The 24,627-nt window shown below is 50.7% G+C and carries 22 protein-coding genes and 1 tRNA gene; 19 read left to right on the top strand and 4 right to left on the bottom strand.

Going from position 1 to position 24,627, the window contains the following annotated elements; all coding sequences use genetic code 11:
* The first annotated feature begins 90 nt into the window (after window positions 1-90).
* The 3 genes from glgA (at window position 91) to M2118_RS06865 (ending at window position 2,438) form a co-directional block, all read left to right on the top strand.
* The gene (gene glgA, locus M2118_RS06875; RefSeq protein WP_280795183.1) at window positions 91-1,275 is read left to right on the top strand and encodes a glycogen synthase; all 1,185 of its coding nucleotides are present in this window, start codon (window positions 91-93) and stop codon (window positions 1,273-1,275) included.
* 19 nt (window positions 1,276-1,294) lie between these two features.
* On the top strand, window positions 1,295-2,080 hold the full coding sequence (locus M2118_RS06870; RefSeq protein WP_280795182.1) for an ABC transporter ATP-binding protein: 786 nt from the start codon (window positions 1,295-1,297) through the stop codon (window positions 2,078-2,080).
* A 106-nt stretch (window positions 2,081-2,186) separates the two neighbouring features.
* Window positions 2,187-2,438 (top strand): type B 50S ribosomal protein L31, encoded by a 252-nt coding sequence (locus tag M2118_RS06865; protein ID WP_280795181.1) that lies wholly within the window; start codon window positions 2,187-2,189, stop codon window positions 2,436-2,438.
* Between the two features lie 62 nt (window positions 2,439-2,500).
* Here M2118_RS06865 and M2118_RS06860 read toward each other — a convergent pair whose 3' ends face one another.
* On the bottom strand, window positions 2,501-3,202 hold the full coding sequence (locus tag M2118_RS06860; protein WP_280795180.1) for an exonuclease domain-containing protein: 702 nt from the start codon (window positions 3,200-3,202) through the stop codon (window positions 2,501-2,503).
* Between the two features lie 68 nt (window positions 3,203-3,270).
* Here M2118_RS06860 and M2118_RS06855 point away from each other — a divergent pair, with 68 nt between their 5' ends.
* Both M2118_RS06855 and M2118_RS06850 read left to right on the top strand, forming a co-directional pair.
* Complete coding sequence (locus M2118_RS06855) at window positions 3,271-4,167, top strand: alpha/beta fold hydrolase (protein ID WP_280795179.1); 897 nt, start codon at window positions 3,271-3,273, stop codon at window positions 4,165-4,167.
* Between the two features lie 71 nt (window positions 4,168-4,238).
* Complete coding sequence (locus tag M2118_RS06850; protein ID WP_348519957.1) at window positions 4,239-5,249, top strand: glycosyltransferase family 4 protein; 1,011 nt, start codon at window positions 4,239-4,241, stop codon at window positions 5,247-5,249.
* Here M2118_RS06850 and M2118_RS06845 read toward each other — a convergent pair.
* The gene (locus tag M2118_RS06845; RefSeq protein ID WP_280795177.1) at window positions 5,214-6,080 is read right to left on the bottom strand and encodes a Sir2 family NAD-dependent protein deacetylase; all 867 of its coding nucleotides are present in this window, start codon (window positions 6,078-6,080) and stop codon (window positions 5,214-5,216) included. The genes M2118_RS06850 and M2118_RS06845 overlap by 36 nt on opposite strands.
* A gap of 61 nt (window positions 6,081-6,141) precedes the next feature.
* Between M2118_RS06845 and M2118_RS06840 the strand changes: the two genes are divergently transcribed.
* The 3 genes from M2118_RS06840 (at window position 6,142) to M2118_RS06830 (ending at window position 9,328) form a co-directional block, all read left to right on the top strand.
* A complete protein-coding gene (locus tag M2118_RS06840; RefSeq protein ID WP_280795176.1) occupies window positions 6,142-6,948 on the top strand; it encodes a TrmH family RNA methyltransferase in 807 nt (268 codons plus the stop codon).
* Window positions 6,949-6,991: 43 nt separating this feature from the next.
* Entirely contained in the window at window positions 6,992-8,782 is a 1,791-nt protein-coding gene (locus M2118_RS06835; RefSeq protein WP_280795175.1) for a DEAD/DEAH box helicase, read from the top strand.
* A gap of 87 nt (window positions 8,783-8,869) precedes the next feature.
* Complete coding sequence (locus M2118_RS06830) at window positions 8,870-9,328, top strand: hypothetical protein (protein WP_280795174.1); 459 nt, start codon at window positions 8,870-8,872, stop codon at window positions 9,326-9,328.
* A 47-nt stretch (window positions 9,329-9,375) separates the two neighbouring features.
* Here the strand turns inward: M2118_RS06830 and M2118_RS06825 are convergent.
* A tRNA-Leu gene (locus M2118_RS06825) sits at window positions 9,376-9,458 on the bottom strand.
* 106 nt (window positions 9,459-9,564) lie between these two features.
* On the opposite strand from M2118_RS06825, the gene M2118_RS06820 reads away from it, so the two are divergent.
* On the top strand, window positions 9,565-10,389 hold the full coding sequence (locus tag M2118_RS06820) for an undecaprenyl-diphosphate phosphatase (RefSeq protein ID WP_280795173.1): 825 nt from the start codon (window positions 9,565-9,567) through the stop codon (window positions 10,387-10,389).
* Here M2118_RS06820 and M2118_RS06815 read toward each other — a convergent pair.
* Entirely contained in the window at window positions 10,386-11,309 is a 924-nt protein-coding gene (locus M2118_RS06815; protein ID WP_280795172.1) for a PAC2 family protein, read from the bottom strand. The two genes, M2118_RS06820 and M2118_RS06815, sit on opposite strands and share 4 nt — an antisense overlap.
* Before the next feature lie 66 nt (window positions 11,310-11,375).
* Here M2118_RS06815 and M2118_RS06810 point away from each other — a divergent pair, with 66 nt between their 5' ends.
* The 10 genes from M2118_RS06810 (at window position 11,376) to dnaE (ending at window position 24,627) form a co-directional block, all read left to right on the top strand.
* Window positions 11,376-12,065 (top strand): HAD family hydrolase, encoded by a 690-nt coding sequence (locus M2118_RS06810; RefSeq protein ID WP_280795171.1) that lies wholly within the window; start codon window positions 11,376-11,378, stop codon window positions 12,063-12,065.
* Entirely contained in the window at window positions 12,065-13,075 is a 1,011-nt protein-coding gene (locus tag M2118_RS06805) for a tRNA (adenine-N1)-methyltransferase (protein ID WP_280795170.1), read from the top strand. Before M2118_RS06810 ends, M2118_RS06805 begins: the two co-directional genes overlap by 1 nt.
* Window positions 13,076-13,141: 66 nt before the next feature.
* The gene (locus M2118_RS06800; RefSeq protein WP_280795169.1) at window positions 13,142-14,086 is read left to right on the top strand and encodes an FKBP-type peptidyl-prolyl cis-trans isomerase; all 945 of its coding nucleotides are present in this window, start codon (window positions 13,142-13,144) and stop codon (window positions 14,084-14,086) included.
* 11 nt (window positions 14,087-14,097) lie between these two features.
* Window positions 14,098-15,093 carry a helix-turn-helix transcriptional regulator gene (locus tag M2118_RS06795; RefSeq protein WP_280795168.1) on the top strand — a complete coding sequence of 332 codons (996 nt, stop codon included), beginning with the start codon at window positions 14,098-14,100 and terminating at the stop codon, window positions 15,091-15,093.
* Window positions 15,093-16,058, top strand: a complete 966-nt coding sequence (locus M2118_RS06790) for a helix-turn-helix transcriptional regulator (RefSeq protein WP_280795167.1) — start codon at window positions 15,093-15,095, stop codon at window positions 16,056-16,058. The genes M2118_RS06795 and M2118_RS06790 overlap by 1 nt, the downstream gene beginning before the upstream one ends.
* 42 nt (window positions 16,059-16,100) lie before the next feature.
* A complete protein-coding gene (tatA, locus tag M2118_RS06785; RefSeq protein WP_280795166.1) occupies window positions 16,101-16,310 on the top strand; it encodes a Sec-independent protein translocase subunit TatA in 210 nt (69 codons plus the stop codon).
* Window positions 16,311-16,358: 48 nt separating this feature from the next.
* Window positions 16,359-17,141, top strand: coding sequence for a twin-arginine translocase subunit TatC (tatC, locus tag M2118_RS06780; RefSeq protein WP_280795226.1), 783 nt, complete (start codon window positions 16,359-16,361; stop codon window positions 17,139-17,141).
* Window positions 17,142-17,144: 3 nt separating this feature from the next.
* A complete protein-coding gene (locus M2118_RS06775) occupies window positions 17,145-19,589 on the top strand; it encodes a DEAD/DEAH box helicase (RefSeq protein WP_280795165.1) in 2,445 nt (814 codons plus the stop codon).
* On the top strand, window positions 19,590-21,074 hold the full coding sequence (lnt, locus tag M2118_RS06770; RefSeq protein ID WP_280795164.1) for an apolipoprotein N-acyltransferase: 1,485 nt from the start codon (window positions 19,590-19,592) through the stop codon (window positions 21,072-21,074).
* Window positions 21,075-21,111: 37 nt separating this feature from the next.
* Window positions 21,112-24,627 carry a DNA polymerase III subunit alpha gene (dnaE, locus tag M2118_RS06765; protein WP_280795163.1) on the top strand — a complete coding sequence of 1,172 codons (3,516 nt, stop codon included), beginning with the start codon at window positions 21,112-21,114 and terminating at the stop codon, window positions 24,625-24,627.

The following is a 24,627-nucleotide window of genomic DNA, read 5'->3' as shown; positions in this document are numbered from 1 at the left end:
AACAGTAGGACACTCTTGTAACAGATATGCAACGTAATGAGAAAGATTACGTGTGGGCATTAGAACTCTGAGTGTTATAGCGTTCTTCACATGCGCGTTGATTTATTGACTAAGGAATATCCGCCAGAGATTTACGGTGGAGCTGGTGTTCACGTGACCGAGCTTGTCAAGGCACTGCGCACCTCTTTAGAGGTTCAAGTGCGCTGCTTCGGGGCACCGCGCTCAGAGCAGGACGTCACAAACTATGAAGTGCCCACAGAGCTCTCAGAAGCGAATTCCGTTCTCCAAACCATCGGTGTGAATCTCTTGATGGCGAACGATGCAGCTGGAGCTGATGTGGTGCATTCCCACACGTGGTACGCAAATGAAGCCGGACGTGTTGCTCAACTACTTCATGGAATTCCCCACGTCATCACTGCACACAGCTTGGAGCCTTTGCGACCCTGGAAGGCAGAGCAATTAGGTGGTGGTTATCGGGTTTCGAGCCAGATTGAGAAGTCTGCTTACGAATCTGCAGATGCTGTGATTGCTGTCAGCGCTGGTATGCGCCTGGATATTCTTCGGAGCTATCCACATATCGACCCCGCCAAAGTTCATGTTGTTCACAACGGTATTGATGTTGATGCCTGGGCTCCCACAGCAAACCCTGAGCTGTTGGAGCGATGGGGGATTGACTCGTCGCGTCCTTCGGTGGTCTTTGTAGGGCGCATAACCCGACAGAAGGGTCTTCCATACCTCTTAGAAGCTGCTGAGCGTCTTCCTAGCGAAGTTCAACTGATTTTGTGTGCAGGTGCTCCAGATACTCCAGAAATCAAGGCAGAGGTTGAGCACAAGGTTGCTCAGCTCCAAGCCCAACGTGAGGGAGTGATTTGGATTACGGACCATTTACCCCGTCATGAACTTGCTGCAATCTTGAGCGCAGGGACTACTTTTGTGTGCCCATCCATTTATGAACCCTTGGGGATTGTGAATTTGGAAGCTATGGCATGCGGCATCCCCGTCGTGGGAACGGCCACGGGTGGTATTCCTGAAGTAGTGGAAGACGGTGTCACTGGCTGGCTGGTCCCCATTGAACAGGTTCAAGATGGAACCGGAACTCCGGTGAACCCTGAAAAATTTGTCTCTGATCTTGAGCAGGCACTTCGTGAAGCGGTGTCAGATCCTGCTCGAGCGCAGCAGATGGGTGTCGCAGCGAGGGAGCGTGCTCGTGTTCACTTCGACTGGATGGCAATTGCAGAGCAAACACGGGCGATTTACAACCTCGTCACGGCCTAACTCTCGTTAGCATTGAGGAATGGTTCAGGTTCTTCGTTTTTCAAACGCTTCTCTCGTTCGCGACGGCAATACCGTTGTCAATAACCTGAACTGGGAGGTATCTAGCGATCAACGCTGGATAATCCTTGGTGCCAACGGCGCAGGAAAAACTTCGCTGCTTGATATGGCAGCGGGCTGGGATATCCCCACAAGCGGCCAGGTGACCGTTCTTGACGAAGATCTTGCAACAGCAGACCCTGAATGGTTACGGCCACGAGTTGGTTACGCATCTTCCAGCATGTCTAAGCGCATTCCGCCGACGGAGACTGTTTCTGATGCAGTCATCACAGCTGCATACGCAGCTGCTGAACGCCGTGGTGAACAGTTTGAAGATCTCGACATTCGACGTGCACGTCGCGTTCTTGCTGAATGGCGTCTCGAGGGTCTTTCCGATCGCACACTCGTTTCACTCTCTGAAGGTGAAGCAAAGCGTATGCAAATTGCGCGTTCCATCATGACTGATCCAGAACTTCTCTTGTTGGATGAGCCAACGGCAGGTCTCGACCTAGGTTCTCGTGAAGAAATCATGCAAATGCTGGGATATTTTGCTGGAAACCCCACAGCACCTGCCATCATCATGGTTACTCACCACGTTGAAGAGATTCCACGGGGTTTCAGCCACGTTCTCCTCGTCAAGGACGGGGGCGCTGCATACGCTGGGCCTCTCGCCACAACACTGACAAGCGAGAACCTCACAGACGTCTTTGGCGTCTCTGTCACCGTCTATAACAACGACGGTCGCTACTCTGCACAAGCAAGTCTCTAAGTTTCTGATAACATTGTGAGTCGGCCTTGTTCGTAAGGCGAACGGCCGCAAGCTTTTGTTCCTCACATCATGTGTTGAGCAACGTCCCTATTGAAGGAAAATCCTGATGAAGTCTGACATCCACCCCGAGTACGCACCCGTCGTTTTCCACGACCTTGCTTCGGGCGAATCGTTCCTGACCCGTTCCACTCTCAAGAGCTCAAAGACCACCACGTGGACTGACGGCAACGAGTACCCCATTGTTGACGTTGAAATCTCCAACGCTTCTCACCCGTTCTACACCGGTAAGCAGCGCATCATGGACTCCGCTGGTCGCGTGGAGAAGTTCAACAAGCGCTTCGCCGGTTTCGGTCAGTAAGCACCCTAAACATCAAGAAAGCCCGGTCATTGACCGGGCTTTCTTCGTTAACCTCGTAAGTATCAGCGCACAGGCCAGAGACCATCACCTGGGTAAACAGGAAGATTCTGGCTCCGACGCCAGGTGGCGTAACTTTCTGCCTGTTCTTTAGCCCAGATAACTTGAAGATCATGCAGTTCGGTGGCAGAGAAAGCTAGGTCGGCTGCGTACTTTTTGCCGATGGCTTGGGCAACACGTCCAGCTGCTATTGCATCAGCTGAAGCGTCATGTGCATCGGTGAGTTCAACCCCATAGTGGCCGGCGGCGGCTTCAAGCGTGCGCTTGCCCTTACGGTACATATCAACTTGCTTATCAATGATGAGGGGGTCGATAACAGGGGTGGGAAGTTCAAGCGGGTCAAAACCGTAGCGCTTAGCTTCACGGTCAAGAATCGTGAAGTCATATGCAGCGTTATACGCAACGACACCGATTCCAGCACTCAAGAACCCCTGAAGTTTGGTCAGAATCTCGTAGATACTGTCTGCTGCCGGAGCACCTTCAGCACGCATGCGTTCTGTCGTGATGCCGTGAACTGCTGTTGCTTGTTCCGGAATGTCGATTCCGCAATCAACAAGCCAATTAGTGGGATCCTCAACTTCACCGTAGGGATTCAAGACACTGATGTGTGCGGAAACGATGCGTGTCGTTTCTGGCGCAATACCCGTCGTCTCAGTATCAAAAACAGCAATTACGTTGGCCCACTCGGGCAGTCCTGTGTTGGTCACGTAACTCACTCTAGGTTCTACCGCCGACATGAGCCGGGTATGGGCGCGGTGCGCCTACACTTGAGGCAATGCCTGCTGTATCTCCCTATGCTCAGAAGCTCGCAGTGATTCCCACTGCAGAAGCTTCAATTGTCGTCAACGGCGTCAAGACTGTCTTCTGGGAATATGGCGATAAGAAATCTCCACTTCAGCTCGTCATGATTCATGGCTTCCGTGGAGATCACCATGGTTTAGAGCCCATTGTTGCTGAACTGGGTTCTGATGTTCATGTCATCATTCCGGATTTACCTGGCTTTGGCATTTCTGATGCGTTGCCCAGTCCTGCCGATATCACTGCTTATTCGACATGGCTCAGAGATTTTCTTAAACAGCTCAAAGCTGAAAACGCAGTTATTTTGGGTCACTCATTCGGGTCCATTGTTGTGGGAGCAGCACTTGCTTCAGTTCTTTCAAACAAACGTGCGATTCTGATCAATCCGATTGCTGCGAACGCACTCAAAGGCCCTCGAGGCGTCATGACGCGACTTGCTGTCTTGTATTACAAAGCAGCTGCAGCTTTACCCGCAAAGTCTGGTTATGCGCTTCTCAAAAACAAGACCATCGTTCGCGTAATGAGTGAAACGATGGCAAAGACGAAAGATGCCAATCTTCGTCAATGGATACATGAACAGCATGACCAATATTTCAGCTTGTTTGCCTCCCGCGATTCTGTTTTGGAAGCATTCGAAACTTCTGTCTCTAACGATGTTTCACAATTTGCACCAGACATTCATCAGGAGTTGATGATGCTCGTTGCAGATAAAGATGACATCACTGCGTTGCCGGAACAGAAACTCTTGGCATCGAGGATTCCTGGCACCCGTTTAGAAATCGTGGAAGGTGTGGGACATCTCGTTCATTACGAGGCCCCAGACTTCGCTGCACGAAATATTCGTGACTTTCTGGGACTACAGGCCAGATCATGAAAATAGCTTTCGACTGTCGTTATGTCCGCACAGATCATCATGACGGAATCTCACGGTTTAGTGCTCGATTAGTGGAGCAGCTTGCGCCTATCGCACATGCGAAGGGCGACGAAGTGGTGATGCTTATTAGCGATACTGGGCAACTGAACATGCTCCCCGATCTTCCCTTTTCGAAGATCAGTGCTCCGACCAGTCCACGAGAACCGTTTGTGGCATCCCAAATCAATGCGCTTCATCCGGACATTGTGTTCAGCCCCATGCAGACCATCGGTGCTCGTGGACGCAAATACAAACTGGTACTTACGGTTCATGATTTGATTTATTACAGTCATCCCACACCTCCACGACAGTTCACGTGGCCCATTCGTTTGCTCTGGCGTTTGTATCACACAGCATGGTGGCCTCAGAAAATGCTCCTGGCGCACAGTGACGCAGTGGTTGCAGTTTCGGAAACCACCAAGAAACTCATCACATCGAACAAGCTGACTACCAAGCCCGTTTATGTGGTGCACAATGCAGCAGATGAATCAGCTGTCAATGTTTCTGCAGATTCATCTGTAGAACGTTCGAAATCCATCGTCTACATGGGTTCGTTTATGCCTTATAAAAATGTGGAAACGCTTGTGAAAGCTTCTTCACTACTGCCAGATTTCACTCTTCACCTCTTAAGCAGGATTTCTGATTCAGATCGTGCACGATTGAGTTCACTGGCTCCAGGGGCACGTATTGAGTTTCATAACGGAACATCGGATGAAGAGTACGTCCGACTTCTTTCCACCGCAACCGCACTGGTGAGCGCTTCACGGGATGAAGGTTTCGGCATACCTCTGGTTGAAGCGATGAGCTTAGGGACGCCGATCGTTGTCTCGGATATCGATATCTTTCATGAGATCGGGGGAGAGGCCGCACTCTTTGCCCCAGCAGATGATGCTCAAGCTTTCGCGGATGCAATCCTGTCACTGTCGGATCAAGACACCTGGCATCGCGTAGCGCGGAAAAGTCGAGAGCAAGCTGCACTCTTCAGTTGGAAGAAGTCCGCTACGGAATTATTCGATGTCCTCGTAAAGGTTTCCCGCTCCTAAGCTCAATGCAAGCGAACTGAGTACGTCACTTGTGCCAGCTTCGAGCTTGATAGAAGCCTTTTTGTCTCCCTTGGTTTCGCCTCGGTTGACAATAATGACGGGCATTCGCTGTCTCTTTGCTTGATCAAGAAGTCGAATGCCTGAATTCACTGCCAAAGAAGACCCTGCAATCAGCAGTACATTTGCACGTTTCACTAAGCCAGTGGCGGCAGCGAATACCTTGGGTGGAACAAATTCACCAAAGAACACGACATCAGGCTTGAGCATGCCCCCACAAACCGTACATTCAGGAACAACCACAGAACTGTAGTCCGTGACGTCCACGTCTCCATCTGGAGCAAGAACGATATTGCTGAGCTCATCAAGCCAGGGGTTGAGTTCACTGAGCTTCTTTTCAATGCCTGAGCGATCGAACTGTTGTCCGCAATCGAGACAAATGACGCGGTCAAGACTTCCATGTAAATCGACAACGTGGGAACTTCCAGCTCTCCGGTGAAGACCGTCTACATTCTGGCTGATAACTCCTTCAATGACACCGGCCTGTTCCATCGCTGCTAGAGCAAGGTGGCCTTGATTGGGTTGTGCATCCGAGAATGACTTCCATCCCACATGAGCCCCTGCCCAATATCGCTGTCGAAATGAGTGTCCAGAAAGAAAATCACCAATGTTCATCGGTGTGCGCTTCGAGGCGCCTTTCCCGCGGTAGTCAGGTATTCCTGAATCTGTAGAAACCCCGGCACCTGTCAGGACAGCTACTCTGCGGCCAGCAATGAGCTCAACAAGGGACTCAATGCCTTCGACATGAGTGTTGTGCTCCAGAATTGCGGCCATGGCCGCAAGCCTAAAACACTTGCGTTTCGTTCATGTTTCGAGTTACTGCCAAACTGAAGACATGGCTTCCGTAGTTCGCATCACTGATCTCTCACACAGCGGACTCCAAGATTATGTCGGATTGACAGACGTAGCGCTGCGTAAAGTGTCGGAACCGGAACGTGGACTTTACATTGCTGAATCCAGCAAAGTTATCCAACGTGCTCTCAACGCTGGTCACATTCCCAGGTCTGTCCTTATTCAAGAACAGTGGCTTTCAGATATCGAACCACTTGTAGAACAATTCACTGACTGCATCATTTATGTGGGCTCAAGCGAACTCCTTGAACAACTCACAGGTTTTGATATGCATCGCGGCGCAATGGCATCTATGCAGCGTCCAGAACTTCCTTCGGTAGCGGCGTTGTTGAATGGAGCAAGCCGGGTCGTCGTTCTCGAGGACATCGTTGATCACACAAACGTTGGAGCCATATTCCGCGCTGTGGCTGGATTAGGAGCTGATGCGGTACTCATCTCACCTCGTTGCGCTGATCCTCTGTACCGCCGTTCTGTGCGTGTATCAATGGGTACTGTCTTGCAAGTGCCGTGGACTCGTTTACCTGAATGGCCGGAAGCACGCGAACAACTCCATGACGCTGGTTTCCATATTGCAGCAATGGCGCTCTCCGATGACGCAATTTCTCTCCGAGACTTTGCACAGGATCAGCCGGAAAAAGTTGCCCTTGTAGTTGGTTCCGAAGGTGATGGTCTGAGCCGTCAAGCGCTTGATGCGTGTGACTCTGTAGTCACTATTCCGATGTTGCACGGTGTTGACTCTCTCAACGTTGCTTCAGCAAGTGCTGTCGCTTTATATGCACTCACCGACTAGCTGGCAGGCTGAAGCGCCAAATCATTCTTAGGATTGATTCATCATGACCGGTGAACAGACGCACATTGGCTCGTTCGCCGCAGAACATCTCTCGCCGGCTTATCCCGCACGTGCTCCGTGGGGTACTGCAGAAAACCTCCGTGCGTGGCAAACCGAAGCATTGGACTCCTACTTTTCAACGGAACCTCAAGATTTCCTCGCCGCTGCAACTCCAGGGGCAGGAAAAACTACGTTCGCTCTCCGCCTCGCAACAGAGCTCTTACGCCGCAGAACCATTGATCGCATCACAGTAGTTACGCCAACTGAACACTTGAAAACTCAGTGGGCTGACGCTGCTCATAAAGTGGGCATCCGTCTCGATCCGCATTTCAGTAACGCTCAGAAGAGACACGGGCGCCAGTTTCACGGAGTTGCAGTCACGTATGCGCAGATTGCCATGAAGGCCCACATTCATCAAGACCTCACTGATTCAGCCCGAACATTAGTGATCATGGATGAGGTTCATCACGGAGGTGATGCACTCAGCTGGGGTGATGCACTTCGAGTGGCCTTTAGTCGTGCAGAACGACGATTGTCGCTGACAGGGACCCCATTCAGGAGTGACACAGCTCCAATTCCGTTCGTAAGTTATTTGCCCGACAGAGATGGCATTTTGGTCTCGCAAACTGACTATGACTATGGTTACGGTCGTGCTTTGCAGGACGGTGTTGTTAGGCCGGTTATGTTTATGGTTTATGCCGGTTCTATGCGTTGGCGCACGCGAGCCGGAGACGAGATGGAAGCTCGTCTAGGTCAGGACAACACCAAAGACGTCACGTCTCAGGCGTGGCGGGCAGCACTTGATCCAGGCGGTGACTGGATTCCTCAGGTTATGCAGGCCGCAAACAATCGTTTGTCGGAAGTTCGTCAATCGATCCCTGATGCCGCTGGTCTCGTGATTGCAACGGATCAAGATGATGCTCGTGCATACGCGAAAGTTCTCCATGAACTCACGGGAGAAGAGCCCACGGTTGTCCTCAGTGATGTATCTGGTGGCGGAGACAAGATTGACGAGTTCTCTGCTGGAAACTCGCGCTGGATGGTCGCTGTTCGGATGGTTTCTGAAGGGGTTGATGTTCCCCGTCTTGCTGTGGGCGTTTATGCCACCAGCGCCGCAACACCCTTGTACTTTGCGCAAGCCATTGGACGTTTCGTGCGAGCACGTCGTCGCGGTGAAACAGCAACTGTTTTCCTACCAAATGTCCCACAGCTCATGCAGCTTGCCCAAGAACTTGAGCTCCAGCGCGATCACGCTTTAGAGCGACGATTACAGCCGGGAGATGAAGAGTATCCAGAAATGGATGCTTTTGATCAGGCGCAAAGAGAAGAATCTGCCTCGGATTCCTTGGAAGAAGAACTGGGGGAGTATGCATTCCTTGGTTCTGATGCCAACTTTGACATGGTCATGTTCCAAGGTGAAGAGTTTGGTGGATATGCCGAACCTGGTTCTCCAGAAGAGCATGACTTTATTGGTATCCCTGGCATCTTGGAGCCGGAACAAATCTCTGAACTGCTACGCCATCGCCAACGCCGTCAAGCTCAAAGGGGAGTGGGACGATCTAGCGACGTTGCTCTCAATAAAAGCATTCCTCTACACCGCAGCCTCAAAGAACAACGCGCACTCCTGAATTCTCTTGTTGCTTTGTGGAGTAAGCAAACAAACACTCCGCACGGAATGATTCACACAGAATTACGACAAACTTGCGGTGGCCCTGCAGTTGCACAGGCAACAGTCGCACAACTGCAAGCACGCATTGACCTCATGCGTCGTCGCATCTCTTCCCCTGTCAAATAGCAACATCTTCTCTTTTTCTCTGCGACACACCCTAGATGTTGTGGTTCAATCACTAGTTGAAGGTTTCTCAGCAGTACTATTTTCAACATGTCTTGCATCAGATTTAACACTCCAGCACAACGCGCACAGCTTGACGCCCTCAAAGCGGATAAAAAGCTCAACGAGACTGCAGTAGCAAAATTCCTTGGTCCAGAGTTCGGTGAGAGCAAAATCAACCGTCTACGCAGCATGGCCACGGACAAGAACCCGAAGATTAGGGAGAGTGTTGCCCTGAGCTATCACGTCCCTGAAGAAGTGATGTGGGCACTAGCGAAGGATAAGAACGAAGGTGTTCGGATCTGTGTCGCTCGAAATGAAACAACCCCTTGCGACATTCTTCGTCACCTCGCCTCCGATAAGAGTGAACAGGTTCGCAGTTGGGTAGCAGTCAATTTCTTTGTGCCTCAAGACACCATGGAAAAGCTGGCGTCCGATAAGAGCGAATCCGTTCGCAAGCTTGTCGCCTGGAAAGCAGATTTAGCCGAGCAGGAACTTGCAACAGCGTAGAACTTAACAAAAGAAGTCCCGGTCGTTAGACCGGGACTTCTTCTCTGTGCGCGAAGGGGGACTTGAACCCCCACGTCCTTACGGACACTAGCACCTCAAGCTAGCGCGTCTGCCATTCCGCCACCCGCGCAGGTGATGGTGTTTTACCACCGAGAGACAACATTAGCACGAAGAAATATGCGCGATGTTCACGTGGCAACTCCTGTGACGAATAATGGGCGATTAGGGTCAGGGTTATGGGTTTTTTTGAGGCGTTGTTTCTCGGTTTTGTGCAGGGATTGACTGAGTTCATTCCCGTTTCTAGTTCCGCGCACCTCAGAATCATTGGTGAATTCCTCCCCAATGGTGGTGACCCTGGTGCTACGTTCACTGCCATTACCCAGTTGGGCACTGAAGCCGCTGTCGTTGTGTATTTCTGGCGCGATCTTGTGCGCATCATCAAACACTGGTGCTTAGCTCTCGTAGGCAAAATGCCTCGTAACGACCCAGATGCACGTATGGGATGGCTCATCATCTTCGGTTCACTTCCCATCATCGTGTTAGGCCTTGCTTTCCAAGATGAGATTGAAACGACGCTACGTTCTCTCTGGATTGTGGCCACCATGTTGATTGTGTTTGGCATTCTTCTGGGCATTGCAGATGTTGTGGGGAAGAAAACAAAGAGCCTTCAACAGCTCACAGTTGGTCGTGGGATCATCTTTGGTTTTGCCCAAGCACTTGCCTTGATTCCTGGTGTTTCTCGCTCAGGTGGAACCATTACTGCCGGCTTATTCATGGGTTTCAGTCGAACCGCGGCAGCGCGCTATTCATTCCTGCTTGCACTACCTGCCGTATTCGGAAGCGGTCTGTATCAACTTGCCAAAAGTTTCAACGAACCCCAGGTCTTCACTGGGTTTGAAACCTTCGGAGCCACCGTTGTTGCCTTCATCGTGGGAATTGGTGTGATTGCATTCCTGATGAATTGGTTGGGCAAGCACAGTTTCTGGCCTTTTGTGATCTACCGAATAGTGCTGGGTGGAACCCTGTTGATTCTTCTGAGTGGCGGAGTTATTCAGGGCTAGAGACCAGTTGGAGGCTCTGTTCCTTCGGTGTCTGGTTTATCAGTTGTACGAAGGAATCGTTCAAACTCTTGAGCCAGGGATTCGCCAGTAGCTTCGGGCGAATCAACCATGTCTCGTGCCTGCTCGAGCTGCGCAATATAGGAAGACATATCGTCATCTTCTGCTGCGAGTTTGTTGATGTTCTCTTCCCATTCGGCTGCTTCTGCAACCAGTTCACCGCGGGGGATTACTACGTCGACAATTTCTTCAAGCTTGTCAATGAGCGCCAAAGTTGCTTTCGGGCTCGGGCCCTGGTGGACGTAATGGGGAACTGAAGCCCAGATAGCAACCGTGGGGATATCGGCTTCCTCGGCAGCCGCTGCAATCACACTCAAAATTCCAACTGGACCTTCATAGGTACTGCGCTCAACGTCAAGCTCATGTCGAACTGCTGCATTTTCGCTTGAAACAAATGTTGAAATCGGCCTGGTGTGAGGAACATCAGCCAGCATCGACCCCAGGAGCACAATGGCTGAAATATCCGCGGCGAGCGCGATATCAAGAATTTCATTAGTAAAGGTGAGCCAATTTCGGCTGGGTTCGACACCTTGCAACAGGTAAATGTTGTTGGCATTAGCTCCCGTGACGTCGAGAAGAAGATCTTCTGAGACAGTTTCATCCAGCTCTGCTGGAACCATAGGGGCATAAAGAATTGAGGTGGGCCACGTCAACGCACGATTGCCATCGTCGTCGAAACCAATGGTTGGACGGTTGAACTGAAAATCGTAGAAAGTTTCAGGATCAACGGTGTGTAACGCAATGACATCGAGTTGCTCTTGCAGGGTGGTTACTGCGGAGCTTGCTGCCTCTCCAGCATCGTTCCAACCTTCGAATGCCACCACGAGGAGGCGACCTCTGAATGGATTGCGTGCGTTACTCACTGTGGGGAACCCCGTTCTACTTCGTTACCAAGAATACTCAGGTCTACCGACAAGTAGTCTTGTTAGGTGAGTAGTAGCGAAACAAGTTCCCCTGTCATGCCCCACGCAATTCTGTGGGACATGGATGGAACCATCGTTGACTCCGAGGAATATTGGATTACGGCAGAGATTGAACTCGTTGAACTCTTTGGCGGTATCTGGACCCACCAAGACGGAATGGAATTGGTGGGCAACGGTTTACCCACTACTGCTGAAAAGTTGCAGCGTCATGGCGTGGATCTTTCCATCGATGAAATCATCCAAGCCCTGACCAATCGGGTCCTAGAGCAATTAGAAGTTTCCGTCCCGTGGCGTCCCGGTGCGCTTGAACTCATTCAGCAGTTCCACACTGCAGGCATCCCTCAAGCTTTAGTAACCATGTCTATTGAGCGAATGGCGCGATCTGTTGTCGCACTCATACCTGGTCTCCCTCTCACCGAAGTAGTGGCAGGTGATAACGTCATGAAATCAAAACCTGACCCAGAGGCATACCTGCAAGCAGCAGACAAACTAGGTGTCGACATTACTCGATGTGTTGCTTTCGAAGATTCCCCTTCAGGTTGTCGTTCTGCACATTCTTCAGGAGCAGTCACGATCGGTGTTGAATATCTTGTCCCCCTTTCGGGGATTCCCACCGATGTGACTCTCGATACGTTGGTTGGCGTGACCGCAGACCGCGTTTTTGACATATTCACTGCACAACGAGGACTGAACTGATGACACACGAAACAACTCCGCGATATATGCCTGGACCCTTTCGTGCAGGAGACAGGTGCCAGCTCACGGATCCCAAAGGCAAAATCAACACTGTCTCTTTGAAGCATGGAGACGAATTTCACACACACCGTGGCGTTGTGAAGCATGACGACATTATTGGACTCCCAGATGCGTCCGTTGTCCTCAACAGTTCTGGCGTTGAGTACTTAGTAATGCGGCCATTATTGGTCGACTTTGTGATGTCGATGCCTCGAGGCGCTGCAATTATTTATCCCAAAGAAGCGCAAGCCATCCTTGGGCAGGCAGACATTTTCCCCGGTGCACGCGTTGTAGAAGCAGGCGTTGGTTCTGGAGCTTTATCTCTTTGGCTTTTGCGAGCCATTGGCCCTCAAGGTTTCCTGTATTCATTTGAGCGCCGTGAAGAATTCGCAGAAATTGCTCGAGCAAATGTATCGACCTTCCACGGATACACGCCCGAAAACTGGTCTGTTACGGTCGGAGATCTTCAGGATGCCCTGCCCTCAACAGTGAAGCCTGCTGAGGCTGACCGAGTCGTTCTAGACATGCTTGCTCCTTGGGAATGTGTGGACATGGTTGCGGATGCGCTTGTGCCCGGTGGAGTAGTACTCATGTATGTCGCTACAGTGACGCAGCTCTCTCGAGTCGTCGAAGCGCTTCGTGAGACCGGACAGTTTTCTCACCCTCAATCAAGTGAAACGATTGTGCGTGGATGGCACGTTGAAGGTTTAGCAGTGCGACCTGAACATCGCATGATTGGCCACACTGCATTCTTGGTCACTGCTCGAAAATTAGCTCCCGGCACAGTGCTCCCAGATCTCAAACGCCGTGCATCAAAGAGCGATTTCAGCGCTGAAGATCTTGAAGCCTGGACTCCCGGAGTGCTGGGAGGACGCGAAATCAGTCCAAAGAGCTTGCGAAAAAGAGTACGTTCTGCCACAGAAAGTGCAGAACTTTCACAGGCTCCAGACAGCTCGTCGCCAGCTGAATAGTAAATTCACGACATAGGCTAGAGCGTGCTGAGGGAATCTTCCTCATACCTATTTTTGCGAGGAATTGTGCGTCGTAGTTCTGCCCTTTTTGTCAGTATTGCCCTGATTGTCGGCCTGAGTGCGTGCAATTCGTCATCTTCTGACGCTTCGTGCACACCACTGGCTGAGTCCGGTTCTGCAGTTGACAAGGTCAAAGTCAGTGGTGGTTTCGGTGAATTGCCTACTGCTACGTTCCCCACTCCTTTGACGGCATCTAAAACCGAACGAAAGATTCTCGTCAAGGGCGACGGTGCTCCGGCTTTGCCTGGTGGAGCTGTCACGCTCGACTTCACCATCTACAACGGTGAAACTGGCGACATTCTGGGTCAGACCAAATACGACGGCACTGATCTTCAAACTTCCTCACTCGACGACAACTCTCTGATTCACGGTCTGGTCGCGACGATTCAGTGTGCACCTGCAGGCAGTCAGATTGTTTCTGTTATTGCCCCCACAGATCTTCTTGATCAAAATGGTGCACCTGTTGGCGACCTAGGCAAGGACACCAGCCTTGTCGTTGTTGCTGATTTGGTCTCAACAAGCTTGGCCAAAGCAAATGGCAAGGACCAACCCGCGCAAGACGGTTTCCCAGCTGTCGTACTAGATGCCAATGGCGTTCCCGGCGTGACGGTTCCCAAGTCCACAGCGCCTACCGAACTCAAAGTTGAAGTTCTCAAAAAGGGTGATGGCCCTGTTGTTCAAGCAGGCGGTTCCGTAACCGTTCACTACACAGGTGTGCTCTGGAACGATGGAACTGTCTTCGACTCCAGTTGGTCACGAAATACTCCAGCAACCCTTAGCTTGAATGGCGTCGTTCCTGGATTCGCTCAAGCGTTAGAAGGCCAAACCGTGGGTTCACAGATTGTCGCCATCATTCCTCCTGATTTGGGCTATGGCGACCAAGACAAAGGCACGATCCCTTCTGGATCCACTTTGGTCTTCGTGATCGACATCCTGGGTACTACTCCCTAACGGAGAAGAAGATGGCCCGAGCAGAAAATAGAGTTAAGAAAGAAGACCGTCTTTTCAGTCTCATTCTTGCTCTCGTGTCATCGCGAGAAGGTCTTACAAAGAACGAGATCCTGAAGACCGTTCGTGGTTATAGCGACATCTATGACTTCAATGGCAACACTTCTCTCGACAAGATGTTTGAACGCGACAAGGATGAAATACGTTCGATGGGTGTCATCATCGACACATTGGAGTTGCCCGAAGAAGAGGGTCAAACTCACCACATCAGATACTCCATTTCACGACGCAATTATGACTTTCCTGAAGATGTCACTTTCAGCTCAGATGAACTTACGTTGCTCAATGTGGCCGCGAATGCCTGGAGGGAGGCGTCACTTTCTAGTGATTCGCGTCATGCATTGACCAAAATCAAATCGCTTGGTGTTTCAGCAAATGATCCCCTCATCGGTGTCGCCCCTCACATCAGGACTAATGACCGAGCTTTCGCTGCAATTGAAGATGCGTTAGAGAATGAGCTCATCCTTTCCTTCAGCTATCTCAAACCCGGTGATAGCAAACCGCAACAACGAACGGCATCTCCGTTAGCGGTGTTGAACTGGGGTGGACTTTGGTATGTTTTGGCCTTTGACCTCGATGTTCAGGCAGAGCGAACCTTTCTTCTTAAGCGCATTGTTTCTGTACCTACCCGCATTCCACAGAAAACGTACCCTCTTTCTCCAGAACAATACGCTCAGCGACTTCAGCAAGAACTTGAATCTCTTACTCGGCTAAATTCTGCATCAGTATCGGTAGTGCCGGGGTCAGATGCTCAACTTCGGCTTGCCTCCAAATATCAGCTAGACCCCACTCACACGTCTCTGTCTTTCGGATACTCAGATGTGGAACTTCTCGCTGATGATCTGGCGGTCTTCGGTGGGCAACTCACTGTTGAATCGCCGCCAGAGTTGATTCACGCAGTGCGTTCACGGTTGGTAACGATTTCCGCTCTCCATGAAGGGCGCAACTAATGGCCACACGTTTGGAAGCTGCAGACAGAGTGACATACCTGATGTCATTTGTTCCCTATCTGATTGAACAAGGTCCAGTTCCTGTCGAGCAATTGGCAACGCATTTTGACTTGACGACATCCCAAGTAGATGAACTCGTTCAACTACTTGCGATGTCTGGTGTTCCCGGCGATGACGGGTACTACCAACACCAGGATCTCTTTGACATCAACTGGGACTTGTTTGAACAAGAACACATTGTTGAACTTTGGCAACATGTTGGGGTTGAATCGACACCCAGGTTCTCAGCTCGTGAAGCAGCTGCGCTCCTTGCTGGCCTTCAATACATTTCTGGAATCGTTCCCGAACGGGATAGGTCCATTATTGACAAGCTCGTTCTCAAGATTGCTTCTGGAGCATCGGCCGAACCAGAAAATCTCCTTGTTACACCAGCGCCAGTCCCCGTTGACCTCGATGTCATCCGTCAGGCTGTGACGTCCGGTCATAGCGTCGGTTTTGAGTATCGTTCTGCCATTGGAGAACTCACTCCTCGATCAGTTGATCCCTTGCGGTTAGACCTAGTGGGGGAGTCTTGGTATCTCCGTGGCTGGTGTCACGAACGTCAAGCGTTGCGCACTTTTCGATTGGACCGAATTTCTCAACTCTCCCTGACTGGGGAATCAATTCAGACAACGCTGACAGCTCACGATCTTTCTGACGAACTTTTCGAGATCAAAGACACAGACATTCGGGTTACTTTTGCCGTTGAGGAGTCAGCTTTATCTCTGCTGGCGGCCTATCGTCCCGAGGTAACAGGCGCACGTTCCGATGATGAGATCGAAGTTGAGGTCGCTTTTAGTGACCTTGGAAGCGTTTCTGTCTTTGTGGCACAGTTTCCGGGATCTATCCGGGTCATCTCGCCACAAGTAGCTATTGACACTGTGAGCGAGTGGTCGCGGCAGGCACTCTCTCGCTATAGCGCCTAAACTATAGACAACACCATCGCAACAATTCAAAGGGAAGTACAGATGCTAGGAAATCTCTCCGGTTGGCACTTGCTCATCATCATTGCCATCATTCTTTTGTTGTTCGGTGCACCCAAGCTTCCTGGTCTTGCTCGTTCGTTGGGGCAGTCCATGCGCATCTTCAAAAGTGAAGTGAAGCAGATGAAGGAAGATGGTCAGACTCCTTCTGACTCAAGTTCTACCGATTCAAGCGACTCGTCAAAGTCCGCTTAGTAGCCCATGGCGGCACGGCAGACTAAAGCCTCCAGGCGCGAAGGAAAGATGTCCCTTGGTGGACATCTTGTTGAGCTTCGCAAAAGGCTATATTTCTCTGCCCTCTTTATCGTCATAGGTGCTTTGCTCGGCTGGTTCTCAGCAGATTTCCTTCTGTCACAACTGCGGGAACCGATTTTTCTTGTAGCTTCTGAACAAGGTCGAGTCGCCACCCTGAATTATGACGGCATCACCAGTGCCTTCGATTTGAAGCTTCAGATTGCTTTCACAGTCGGCATCGTCATTTCAAGCCCGTTCTGGCTCTATCAAATTTGGGCATTTTTCATGCCAGGGCTGACAAAACGTGAAATCAAATACACCTTGGGCTTCATGCTCAGTGCAATTCCGTTATTTCTAGCTGGTTGTGCAGCGGGTTGGTATGTCTACCCCCACATAGTGGCCCTGATGACGAGCTTTGCTCCTAGTGACGATGCCACCATCATCACGGCCAAAACGTACTTCGATTTTGTTCTCAAGCTAGTGCTTGTCGTGGGAGTAGCTTTCGTCCTGCCGGTATTTTTGGTCTTGTTCAATTTCGCTGGTCTACTTTCTGCCTACAGCATCATCAAAGCCTGGCGCATTGCAGTTCTTGTGATTACTCTCTTCACTGCTATTGCGACTCCTGCTGCAGATGTGCTGTCCATGTTCCTCCTGGCGATTCCCATGGTTCTGCTGTATTTCTTGGCTGCTGGAATCGCATGGCTCCATGATCGTCGAAAGACCAAAAAGGTTTCAGAATATAGTGACGATCAGGCAAGCTCGCTTCCTCCAACTGAAGCACTGTCGGCATAGCCGATGGCCGAACTTTCAGCTGCTGAACGCTTTGCGCAAGCACAAGCACGTTCTAAAACTCCTCTCGTCAATGAGTTTCGAGAAAAGCGCACATTCGATTTAGACCCCTTCCAGATTGCGGCTGCGAACGTATTGGAATCCGGAAATAGTGTTCTGGTTGCTGCTCCGACAGGTGCAGGAAAGACAGTTGTGGCAGAGTTTGCCGTCTTCTTGGCCATGAGCACCCCGGCTGACAAGCTTTTCTACACCACTCCCATGAAGGCCTTGTCGAACCAGAAATACAACGAGTTCGTAGAAGAGTGGGGCGCAGAAAACGTCGGTATCCTGACCGGCGATACAAATATCAATTCTGGGGCTCGAATCGTCGTCATGACGACTGAAGTTCTGCGCAACATGCTCTATGCAGATAGCGATCTGTTGAAAGATCTCCGCTTTGTTGTGATGGATGAAATCCACTACTTGGCAGATAGATTCCGAGGAGCTGTCTGGGAAGAAGTCATCATCCACCTGCCCCAACACGTCAGACTGGTGGGCTTGAGCGCTACCGTCTCGAACGCGGAAGAGTTTGGTGATTGGCTGCAGGCAGTTCGTGGCAATACTGACATCATCGTTTCTGAAGACCGCCCTGTTCCTCTTGACCAGCATGTTTTGGTTGGTAACAAATTCATTGACCTCTTCGATGGTTCACACGCTGCTGCAGAACATCGAGTAAATCCTGAACTCTTACGCCTTGCTCACTCCAACCAACGTGCACCTCACATGCGTTCCGCAGGTCGCAATGCTCATCGAGGTGGACGAAATAATCGTCCACAATATGCACAAAACCAGCCTCTACAAGGCCGCATGGAACGTGCTGACATCATTCAACTTCTTGATGAAAAGAATCTACTTCCCGCTATTTCCTTCATATTCAGCCGAGCAGGCTGTGATCAAGCTGTTTCTCAGGTCTTGCGCTCTGGTATTCGACTCACTGATGCTGAAGAACGAGAAATCATTCGTGACATTGTGGAAGATCGGTGCAGCACCCTTGCCGATGAAGATTTAGGTGTGTTGGGCTACTGGGAGTGGCTCGAAGGTCTTGAACGTGGTGTGGCAGCTCACCACGCTGGGTTGCTTCCTGCTTTCAAGGAAGTCGTCGAAGAGCTTTTCCAAAAGAAACTCGTCAAGGTTGTATTTGCAACTGAAACACTCGCGTTGGGTATCAACATGCCAGCACGAACAGTGGTGTTGGAGAAACTTGAAAAGTTCAACGGTGAAGCTCGAGTCCCACTCACGCCGGGGGAGTACACCCAGCTCACCGGTCGTGCTGGACGTCGCGGGATTGACGTTGAAGGCCACTCTCTCATTCAATGGGCCAACAACTTAGATCCTCAGACGGTAGCTTCTCTTGCCAGCAGGCGAACATATCCTCTGAACTCCAGCTTCCGTCCTACTTACAACATGGCAATCAACCTGATTGAACAGTTTGGTCGAAGTCGCACACGTGAAATCCTGGAAAGCAGCTTTGCCCAATTCCAGGCAGACCGAGCCGTGGTTGATCTTGCCCGTAAGGTCAAACAGCAGGAAGAGACTCTCAGCGGATATTCCGAACCCATGACATGCCACTTAGGTGACTTCGTGGAATACGCTGCACTGCGTCGCAAGTTGACGGATTTAGAAAAACAAACTGAAGCCGGTTCACGAGCAGCAAAAGAGAAACGTAGCTCTGAGTTGAACTCATTGCGTAAGCAGCTAAAAAGCCACTCATGTCATCACTGTCCCGATCGTGAACAACATGCACGTTGGGCAGAGCGTTGGTGGAGACTAAAGCGTGAAACCGACAAGCTCGTGCAACAAATCAACACTCGAACAGGTGCAGTTGCGCGGATATTTGATCGTGTCTGTGATGTGTTGGTGGACATGGACTACCTCATGAAAGACCCTCAGGGCTCTGAGTTTTCGCTCACTCCTAAGGGTGAATCTTTGGGAAAAATTTATGGTGAGCGCGACTTGCTGATTGCAGAAGGTATTCGTCTACAGCTCTGGGATAAGCTTGATGCCCCGGGACTAGCCGCCATGGCGTGTGCAATTGTTTTTGAACCTCGTCGTGAAGAGGGATTGGTCAATGAGCGCTATTTACCCAGGGGGAAGTTCATTGACGTACTTCACGAGACACAGAACCTCTGGTCTGACTTAGAAGAGCTTGAGAGTTATCACGAGCTCCCTGGAACAAACCCTCTTGCAACTGGACTTTCTCTGGCTATGTATAAATGGGCTAAGGGTTCACGGTTAGATGACGTTCTCTTTGACGCTGACATGCCTGCTGGTGACTTTGTGCGGTGGTCCAAACAAACTATCGACCTTCTCGATCAGTTAGCGCAGGTAACAACAGGTGATCTTCAGAAGACAGCTCGTATGGCCCTGGATCAGGTTCGACGTGGCATTGTTGCCTATTCCACGGTGGTCTAAATGAAAAGACTCAATTTCTGGATTGCCCTGGCACTAGCTATGGTTTCGGGTTTCGCTTTACAGGGAGCGTTCCCCGCCACTAATTTTTGGCCACTTGCTTTCATTGGTGTGTTTCTCCTTCTGTGGTCCTTGCTTGGACGCCGTTTCTGGAGTTCTTTCGTAATTGGAACGGCTGCGGGTGCCAGTTTTTGGTTATCTCTGATCAACTGGTTGACGCTATATCTGGGGCCCGTGCCATGGCTTGCTCTGGGCATACTTCAAGCCTTGTTCTTTGGATTGGGTGCTTCCCTCATGGCTTTAGCACTCAATCGAGGTCCAACAAGATGGCCATCACGTTTTGGGCGTCTAGGACTCGTCAGCATTGTGATTGCTGCACTCTGGACACTCCGAGAAAGCGTTACCAGCGTGTGGCCATACGGAGGATTTTCCTGGGGTCGTCTCGCCCATTCGCAATCCCAAAGTCCTCTTGCGCATGATGTCGCCTGGGTAGGAACTGCAGGGGTCACGTTCGTAGTTGCTCTGACTGCGGCTTTGATATTTCAGGTTCTCAGGGAGAAGCGACGCTCCTTGCTGGTTCTTCCCATCCTGGTGTTTGTCGCTGCGATTGCTGTTCCAAGTTTCGTCATTGATATTTCTGGCACGACCAAAGTGCTTGCGGTTCAAGGAAACTCAAAAGCTGGATTGTTCGACCATGGCGCTCCGGGGGAGATTTTGCAAGATCACATCTCAGGGACTCTTCCTTTTGTGGGCAAGGACGTCGATATGGTTGTGTGGCCAGAGAACGCAAGTGATATTGATCCCCTCCAATCCCAATTGGCTGCGCTGATGTTAACCACCGTTTCGGCAAAAATAGAAGCCCCAATCGTGACCGGAACAATCACCACAACGAGCGATGAGCGATATTTCAATTCATCGTTGGTGTGGTCCGATGGACTCCAGGCTCAATACGACAAAATCCATCCGGTTCCTTTTGCCGAGTACATGCCAAACAGAGATTTGTGGCGCACATTCCAACCTGATCTTGTTGATCTTGTTACCCGTAACTATTCATTTGGAACTCGGTCAAATGTCGTTGATATCAACGGTGTGCTCGCTGGTATCGCCATCTGTTTTGATATCACCGACGATCAACAGGCGTATCAAATGATTTCTCAGGGTGCCGAGCTCATTCTCGCCCAGACAAACAATGCAGATTTTGGCAAAACCTCTGAGAACCTTCAACAACTCTCTATCGCTCGACTCCGCGCGATAGAGACCGGCCGTTCGGTTGTGAATATCTCCACAGTAGGGACGTCCGAGATAATTTCGCCCACTGGCGAAACGATAGACAGTATCCCTGCTTACCAACCTGGAGCCATGCTGAGCGCAGTTCCTCTGAGTTCAACAATCACTCCAGCCATGGCGTTTGGACGATTCATTGAATGGACCATCGGAGCTGTGGGAATTGTCGGATTGTCGCTCATTTTGATTCGCCGCAAGCCCTAGAATTGAAGTTCTTGAGGCTTACGAAACTGGAGTGAAAATGGGCAAGGAAAACGACTCGTTCGTTCACCTTCACGTTCACTCTGAGTATTCGATGCTCGATGGTGCTGCTCGAGTCAAACCTTTGATTAACGCTGCTGTTGAATCAGGAATGCCGGCTATTGCCATTACTGACCATGGAAACATGTTCGGCGCCTACGACTTCTGGAACGCAGCAACTGATGCGGGAATCAAGCCCATTATTGGGACAGAGGCATACCTCACTCCTGGCACCCACCGCACAGATAAGACACGTATTCGCTGGAACAACGGTGGCGATGATGATGTCTCAGGTGGTGGCGCGTATACGCACATGACAATGCTTTCTTCTTCTACTGAAGGAATGCACAACCTTTTCAAGATGTCTTCTTTGGCCTCTCTTGAGGGGTATTACTTCAAGCCACGTATGGACAGAGATCTCCTCAACACCTATGGCAAAGGTCTGATCGCCACGACTGGTTGTCCTGGTGGAGAAATCCAGACCCGGTTGCGAATTGGTCAGTATGCCGAAGCACGGGCGGCTGCTGCAGAATTTCGTGACATTTTTGGCGCAGAGAATTTCTTTGTCGAAATCATGGACCACGGTCTCGATATTGAGCGACGCGTCGTCACCGACCTAATTAAGCTTTCTAAAGATCTCGGTTTGCCGCTTGTTGCCACCAATGACCTTCACTACACGCACGCTCACGATGCGGATGCTCACGCTGCTTTGTTGTGCGTTCAGTCAGGCTCAACTCTGGATGACCCAAACCGCTTCAAATTTGAATCGAATGAGTTCTATCTCAAGTCAGCCGCGGAAATGCGTCGCTTATTCGCAGACTATCCAGAAGCTTGTGACAACACTCTGCTCATCGCAGAACGCTGTGAAACAAGCTTTGAGAAGCGCGACCTCATGCCTCGTTTCCCTGTCCCCGAGGGAGAAACAGAAGCTTCTTGGTTTGAAAAAGAAGTTGCTTCCGGTCTGGAACGACGTTTCCCCGGAGGAGTTTCTGACGCTCACAAAGCTCAGGCAAAATATGAAGTAGACGTCATTATTCAGATGGGATTCCCCGGATACTTCCTCGTCGTTTCTGACTTCATCGCGTGGGCACGTCAGCAAGGAATTCGTGTTGGTCCAGGTCGTGGTTCAGCCGCTGGTTCTCTTGCTTCCTACGCCATGGGAATCACTGAACTAGATCCCCTTCACCACGGTCTCATCTTTGAGCGATTCCTCAACCCCGAACGTGTGTCAATGCCCGACGTGGACGTCGACTTCGATGATCGTCGTCGCGGTGAAGTTATTCGTTATGTCACGGAGAAGTACGGCAGCGACCGTGTTGCGCAGATCGTGACATATGGAACTATCAAGGCAAAGCAAGCGCTCAAGGACTCCTCGCGAGTACTTGGTATGCCCTATTCGGTAGGGGAGAAGCTCACCAAGGCGATGCCTCCTTCTATCATGGGTAAAGACATCACCTTAACCGAAATTATGGATCCTCAGGCGCCTCGCTATAAAGAAGCTGCTGACTTTAGATCCGTACTTGAATCTGATGTAGATGCTCAGACAGTTTTCAATACGGCCCAGGGAATCGAAAACCTCAAACGCCAATGGGGTGTTCACGCTGCAGGTGTGATCATGTCAGCAGAACCGTTGATGGACGTCATCCCCATCATGAAACGTGAAGATGACGGCGCCATCATTACCCAATTTGACCAACCACCGTGCGAGTCGCTGGGACTCCTCAAGATGGACTTCTTGGGGCTTCGTAACCTTACGGTTATTCAAGACGCACTCGTGAACATTCAGAACAACCGAGGCATCACTGTTGAGCCTGAATTATTGGATTTGGATTCTGACCCAGCAACTTATGAATTGCTTTCTCGCGGAGACACCCTTGGAGTATTCCAGCTAGATGGTGGCCCGATGCGCGCATTGTTGCGCCAATTGAAGCCCACAAACTTCGAAGATATTTCGGCTGTTATCGCCTTGTACCGCCCAGGTCCAATGGGCATGAATTCCCACACTAACTACGCCCTGCGAAAAAACGGTCTTCAAGAAATTGAACCCATTCACCCAGAGTTAGAGGAGCCACTCTCAGAAATTCTGGGAACCACGTATGGCTTGATTGTGTATCAAGAGCAGGTCATGGCTGTAGCTCAGAAAGTTGCTGGCTTCACCCTGGGGCAAGCGGACGTTTTGCGTCGCGCCATGGGTAAAAAGAAGAAATCAGAGCTTGATAAGCAGTTTGCTGATTTTGAATCTGGCATGCTCGCCAATGGTTACTCAGCCCCGGCAGTGAAGATTCTCTGGGATACGCTGATGCCGTTCGCAGACTATGCCTTCAATAAGGCCCACTCAGCTGGTTACGGCGTGCTCAGTTACTGGACTGCCTACCTCAAAGCGAATTTCCCCGCGGAATATATGGCAGCGCTGCTGACTTCTGTGGGCGACTCGAAAGACAAGTTAGGCATCTATCTCTCTGAATGTCGCCGAATGGGGCTCAACGTCCTCGCTCCTGATGTGAACGAATCAGATGGTGTTTTCTCTGCTGTAGGTCAAGACATTCGATTCGGCATGGGTGCTATTCGAAATGTCGGCTTTGGAGTTGTCGAACACATCAAAGCTGCTCGTGCAGACAAAGGACGTTTCGAGACATTCCATGACTTCTTGAAGAAAGTTCCCACACAAGTAGCCAACAAGAAGACCTTGGAATCCCTCATCAAGGCGGGTGCCTTTGACGCCATGGGTAACACTCGACGTGCCCTGGTCGAGATCCACGAGGATGCCGTCGAGTCTGCCGTCAGCCTCAAGCGCAATGAAGCTTTGGGGCAGGTCGATCTCTTTGGCGACATGTTCGAATTTGCCGAAGAACATTCTCAAGTTCCCGACCGACCAGAATTCACCAAACGGGACAAGCTTGCCTTTGAGCGAGAAATGCTCGGGCTCTATGTTTCCGATCACCCGTTGGCTGGCCTGGAATTGCAGTTGGCCAAACATGCAACAGTCACCATCAATGATCTGACAACAAGTGATTCCACAATGGACGGCGACATTGTCGTATTGGCAGGTTTAGTCACTGAGGTTCAACGCCGCATAGCCAAGAAGTCGGGTAATGCTTACGGCATTATCAAACTCGAAGATTTTGGCGGCGAGATGGACATCATGTTGCTCGGTCGCACTTATCAAGAATTTGGCCCAATGCTGGAAACGGACCTTGTGTTAGCAGTCAAGGGTCGTGTCAATGTTCGTGATGATGGCCTTAATATCCAGGCCATGAGCATGTTCGTCCCAGATGTGGGTGCTGTTATTGGCCAGCAAGGACCGCTCAATCTAGTACTTCCAGAAGTTCGTGCTACCTCTGCGACGATTGGTGAACTCTCTGCTGTTCTCAAGCGACACCCTGGTGACAGTGAGGTTCGTTTGCGGCTCACTCGTGGAGCAACTGCTCGCGTCTTTGAACTTCCAGCCAAAGTAAATATCTCCTCTGATCTCTATGGTGAACTCAAGTCTCTTCTCGGTCCAGGTTGCCTGGGATAG

It is taken from the genome of Aurantimicrobium minutum, from assembly GCF_029892845.1.
GTDB lineage: Bacteria > Actinomycetota > Actinomycetes > Actinomycetales > Microbacteriaceae > Aurantimicrobium > Aurantimicrobium minutum_B.
This window is presented reverse-complemented; position numbering and strand designations above follow the sequence as displayed.

Bases quoted from the DNA above. Each gene is read 5' to 3' on its own strand.
- M2118_RS06820 (WP_280795173.1), top strand. From the start codon at position 9,565: ATGGGTTTTTTTGAGGCGTTGTTTCTCGGTTTTGTGCAGGGATTGACT.
- tatC (WP_280795226.1), top strand. From the start codon at position 16,359: ATGTCCCTTGGTGGACATCTTGTTGAGCTTCGCAAAAGGCTATATTTC.
- M2118_RS06845 (WP_280795177.1), bottom strand. From the start codon at position 6,080: ATGGCCGCAATTCTGGAGCACAACACTCATGTCGAAGGCATTGAGTCC.
- M2118_RS06870 (WP_280795182.1), top strand. From the start codon at position 1,295: ATGGTTCAGGTTCTTCGTTTTTCAAACGCTTCTCTCGTTCGCGACGGC.
- glgA (WP_280795183.1), top strand. From the start codon at position 91: ATGCGCGTTGATTTATTGACTAAGGAATATCCGCCAGAGATTTACGGT.
- M2118_RS06775 (WP_280795165.1), top strand. From the start codon at position 17,145: ATGGCCGAACTTTCAGCTGCTGAACGCTTTGCGCAAGCACAAGCACGT.
- M2118_RS06795 (WP_280795168.1), top strand. From the start codon at position 14,098: ATGGCCCGAGCAGAAAATAGAGTTAAGAAAGAAGACCGTCTTTTCAGT.
- M2118_RS06835 (WP_280795175.1), top strand. From the start codon at position 6,992: ATGACCGGTGAACAGACGCACATTGGCTCGTTCGCCGCAGAACATCTC.
- M2118_RS06790 (WP_280795167.1), top strand. From the start codon at position 15,093: ATGGCCACACGTTTGGAAGCTGCAGACAGAGTGACATACCTGATGTCA.
- M2118_RS06855 (WP_280795179.1), top strand. From the start codon at position 3,271: ATGCCTGCTGTATCTCCCTATGCTCAGAAGCTCGCAGTGATTCCCACT.
- tatA (WP_280795166.1), top strand. From the start codon at position 16,101: ATGCTAGGAAATCTCTCCGGTTGGCACTTGCTCATCATCATTGCCATC.
- M2118_RS06805 (WP_280795170.1), top strand. From the start codon at position 12,065: ATGACACACGAAACAACTCCGCGATATATGCCTGGACCCTTTCGTGCA.
- M2118_RS06830 (WP_280795174.1), top strand. From the start codon at position 8,870: ATGTCTTGCATCAGATTTAACACTCCAGCACAACGCGCACAGCTTGAC.
- lnt (WP_280795164.1), top strand. From the start codon at position 19,590: ATGAAAAGACTCAATTTCTGGATTGCCCTGGCACTAGCTATGGTTTCG.
- M2118_RS06840 (WP_280795176.1), top strand. From the start codon at position 6,142: ATGGCTTCCGTAGTTCGCATCACTGATCTCTCACACAGCGGACTCCAA.
- M2118_RS06865 (WP_280795181.1), top strand. From the start codon at position 2,187: ATGAAGTCTGACATCCACCCCGAGTACGCACCCGTCGTTTTCCACGAC.
- dnaE (WP_280795163.1), top strand. From the start codon at position 21,112: ATGGGCAAGGAAAACGACTCGTTCGTTCACCTTCACGTTCACTCTGAG.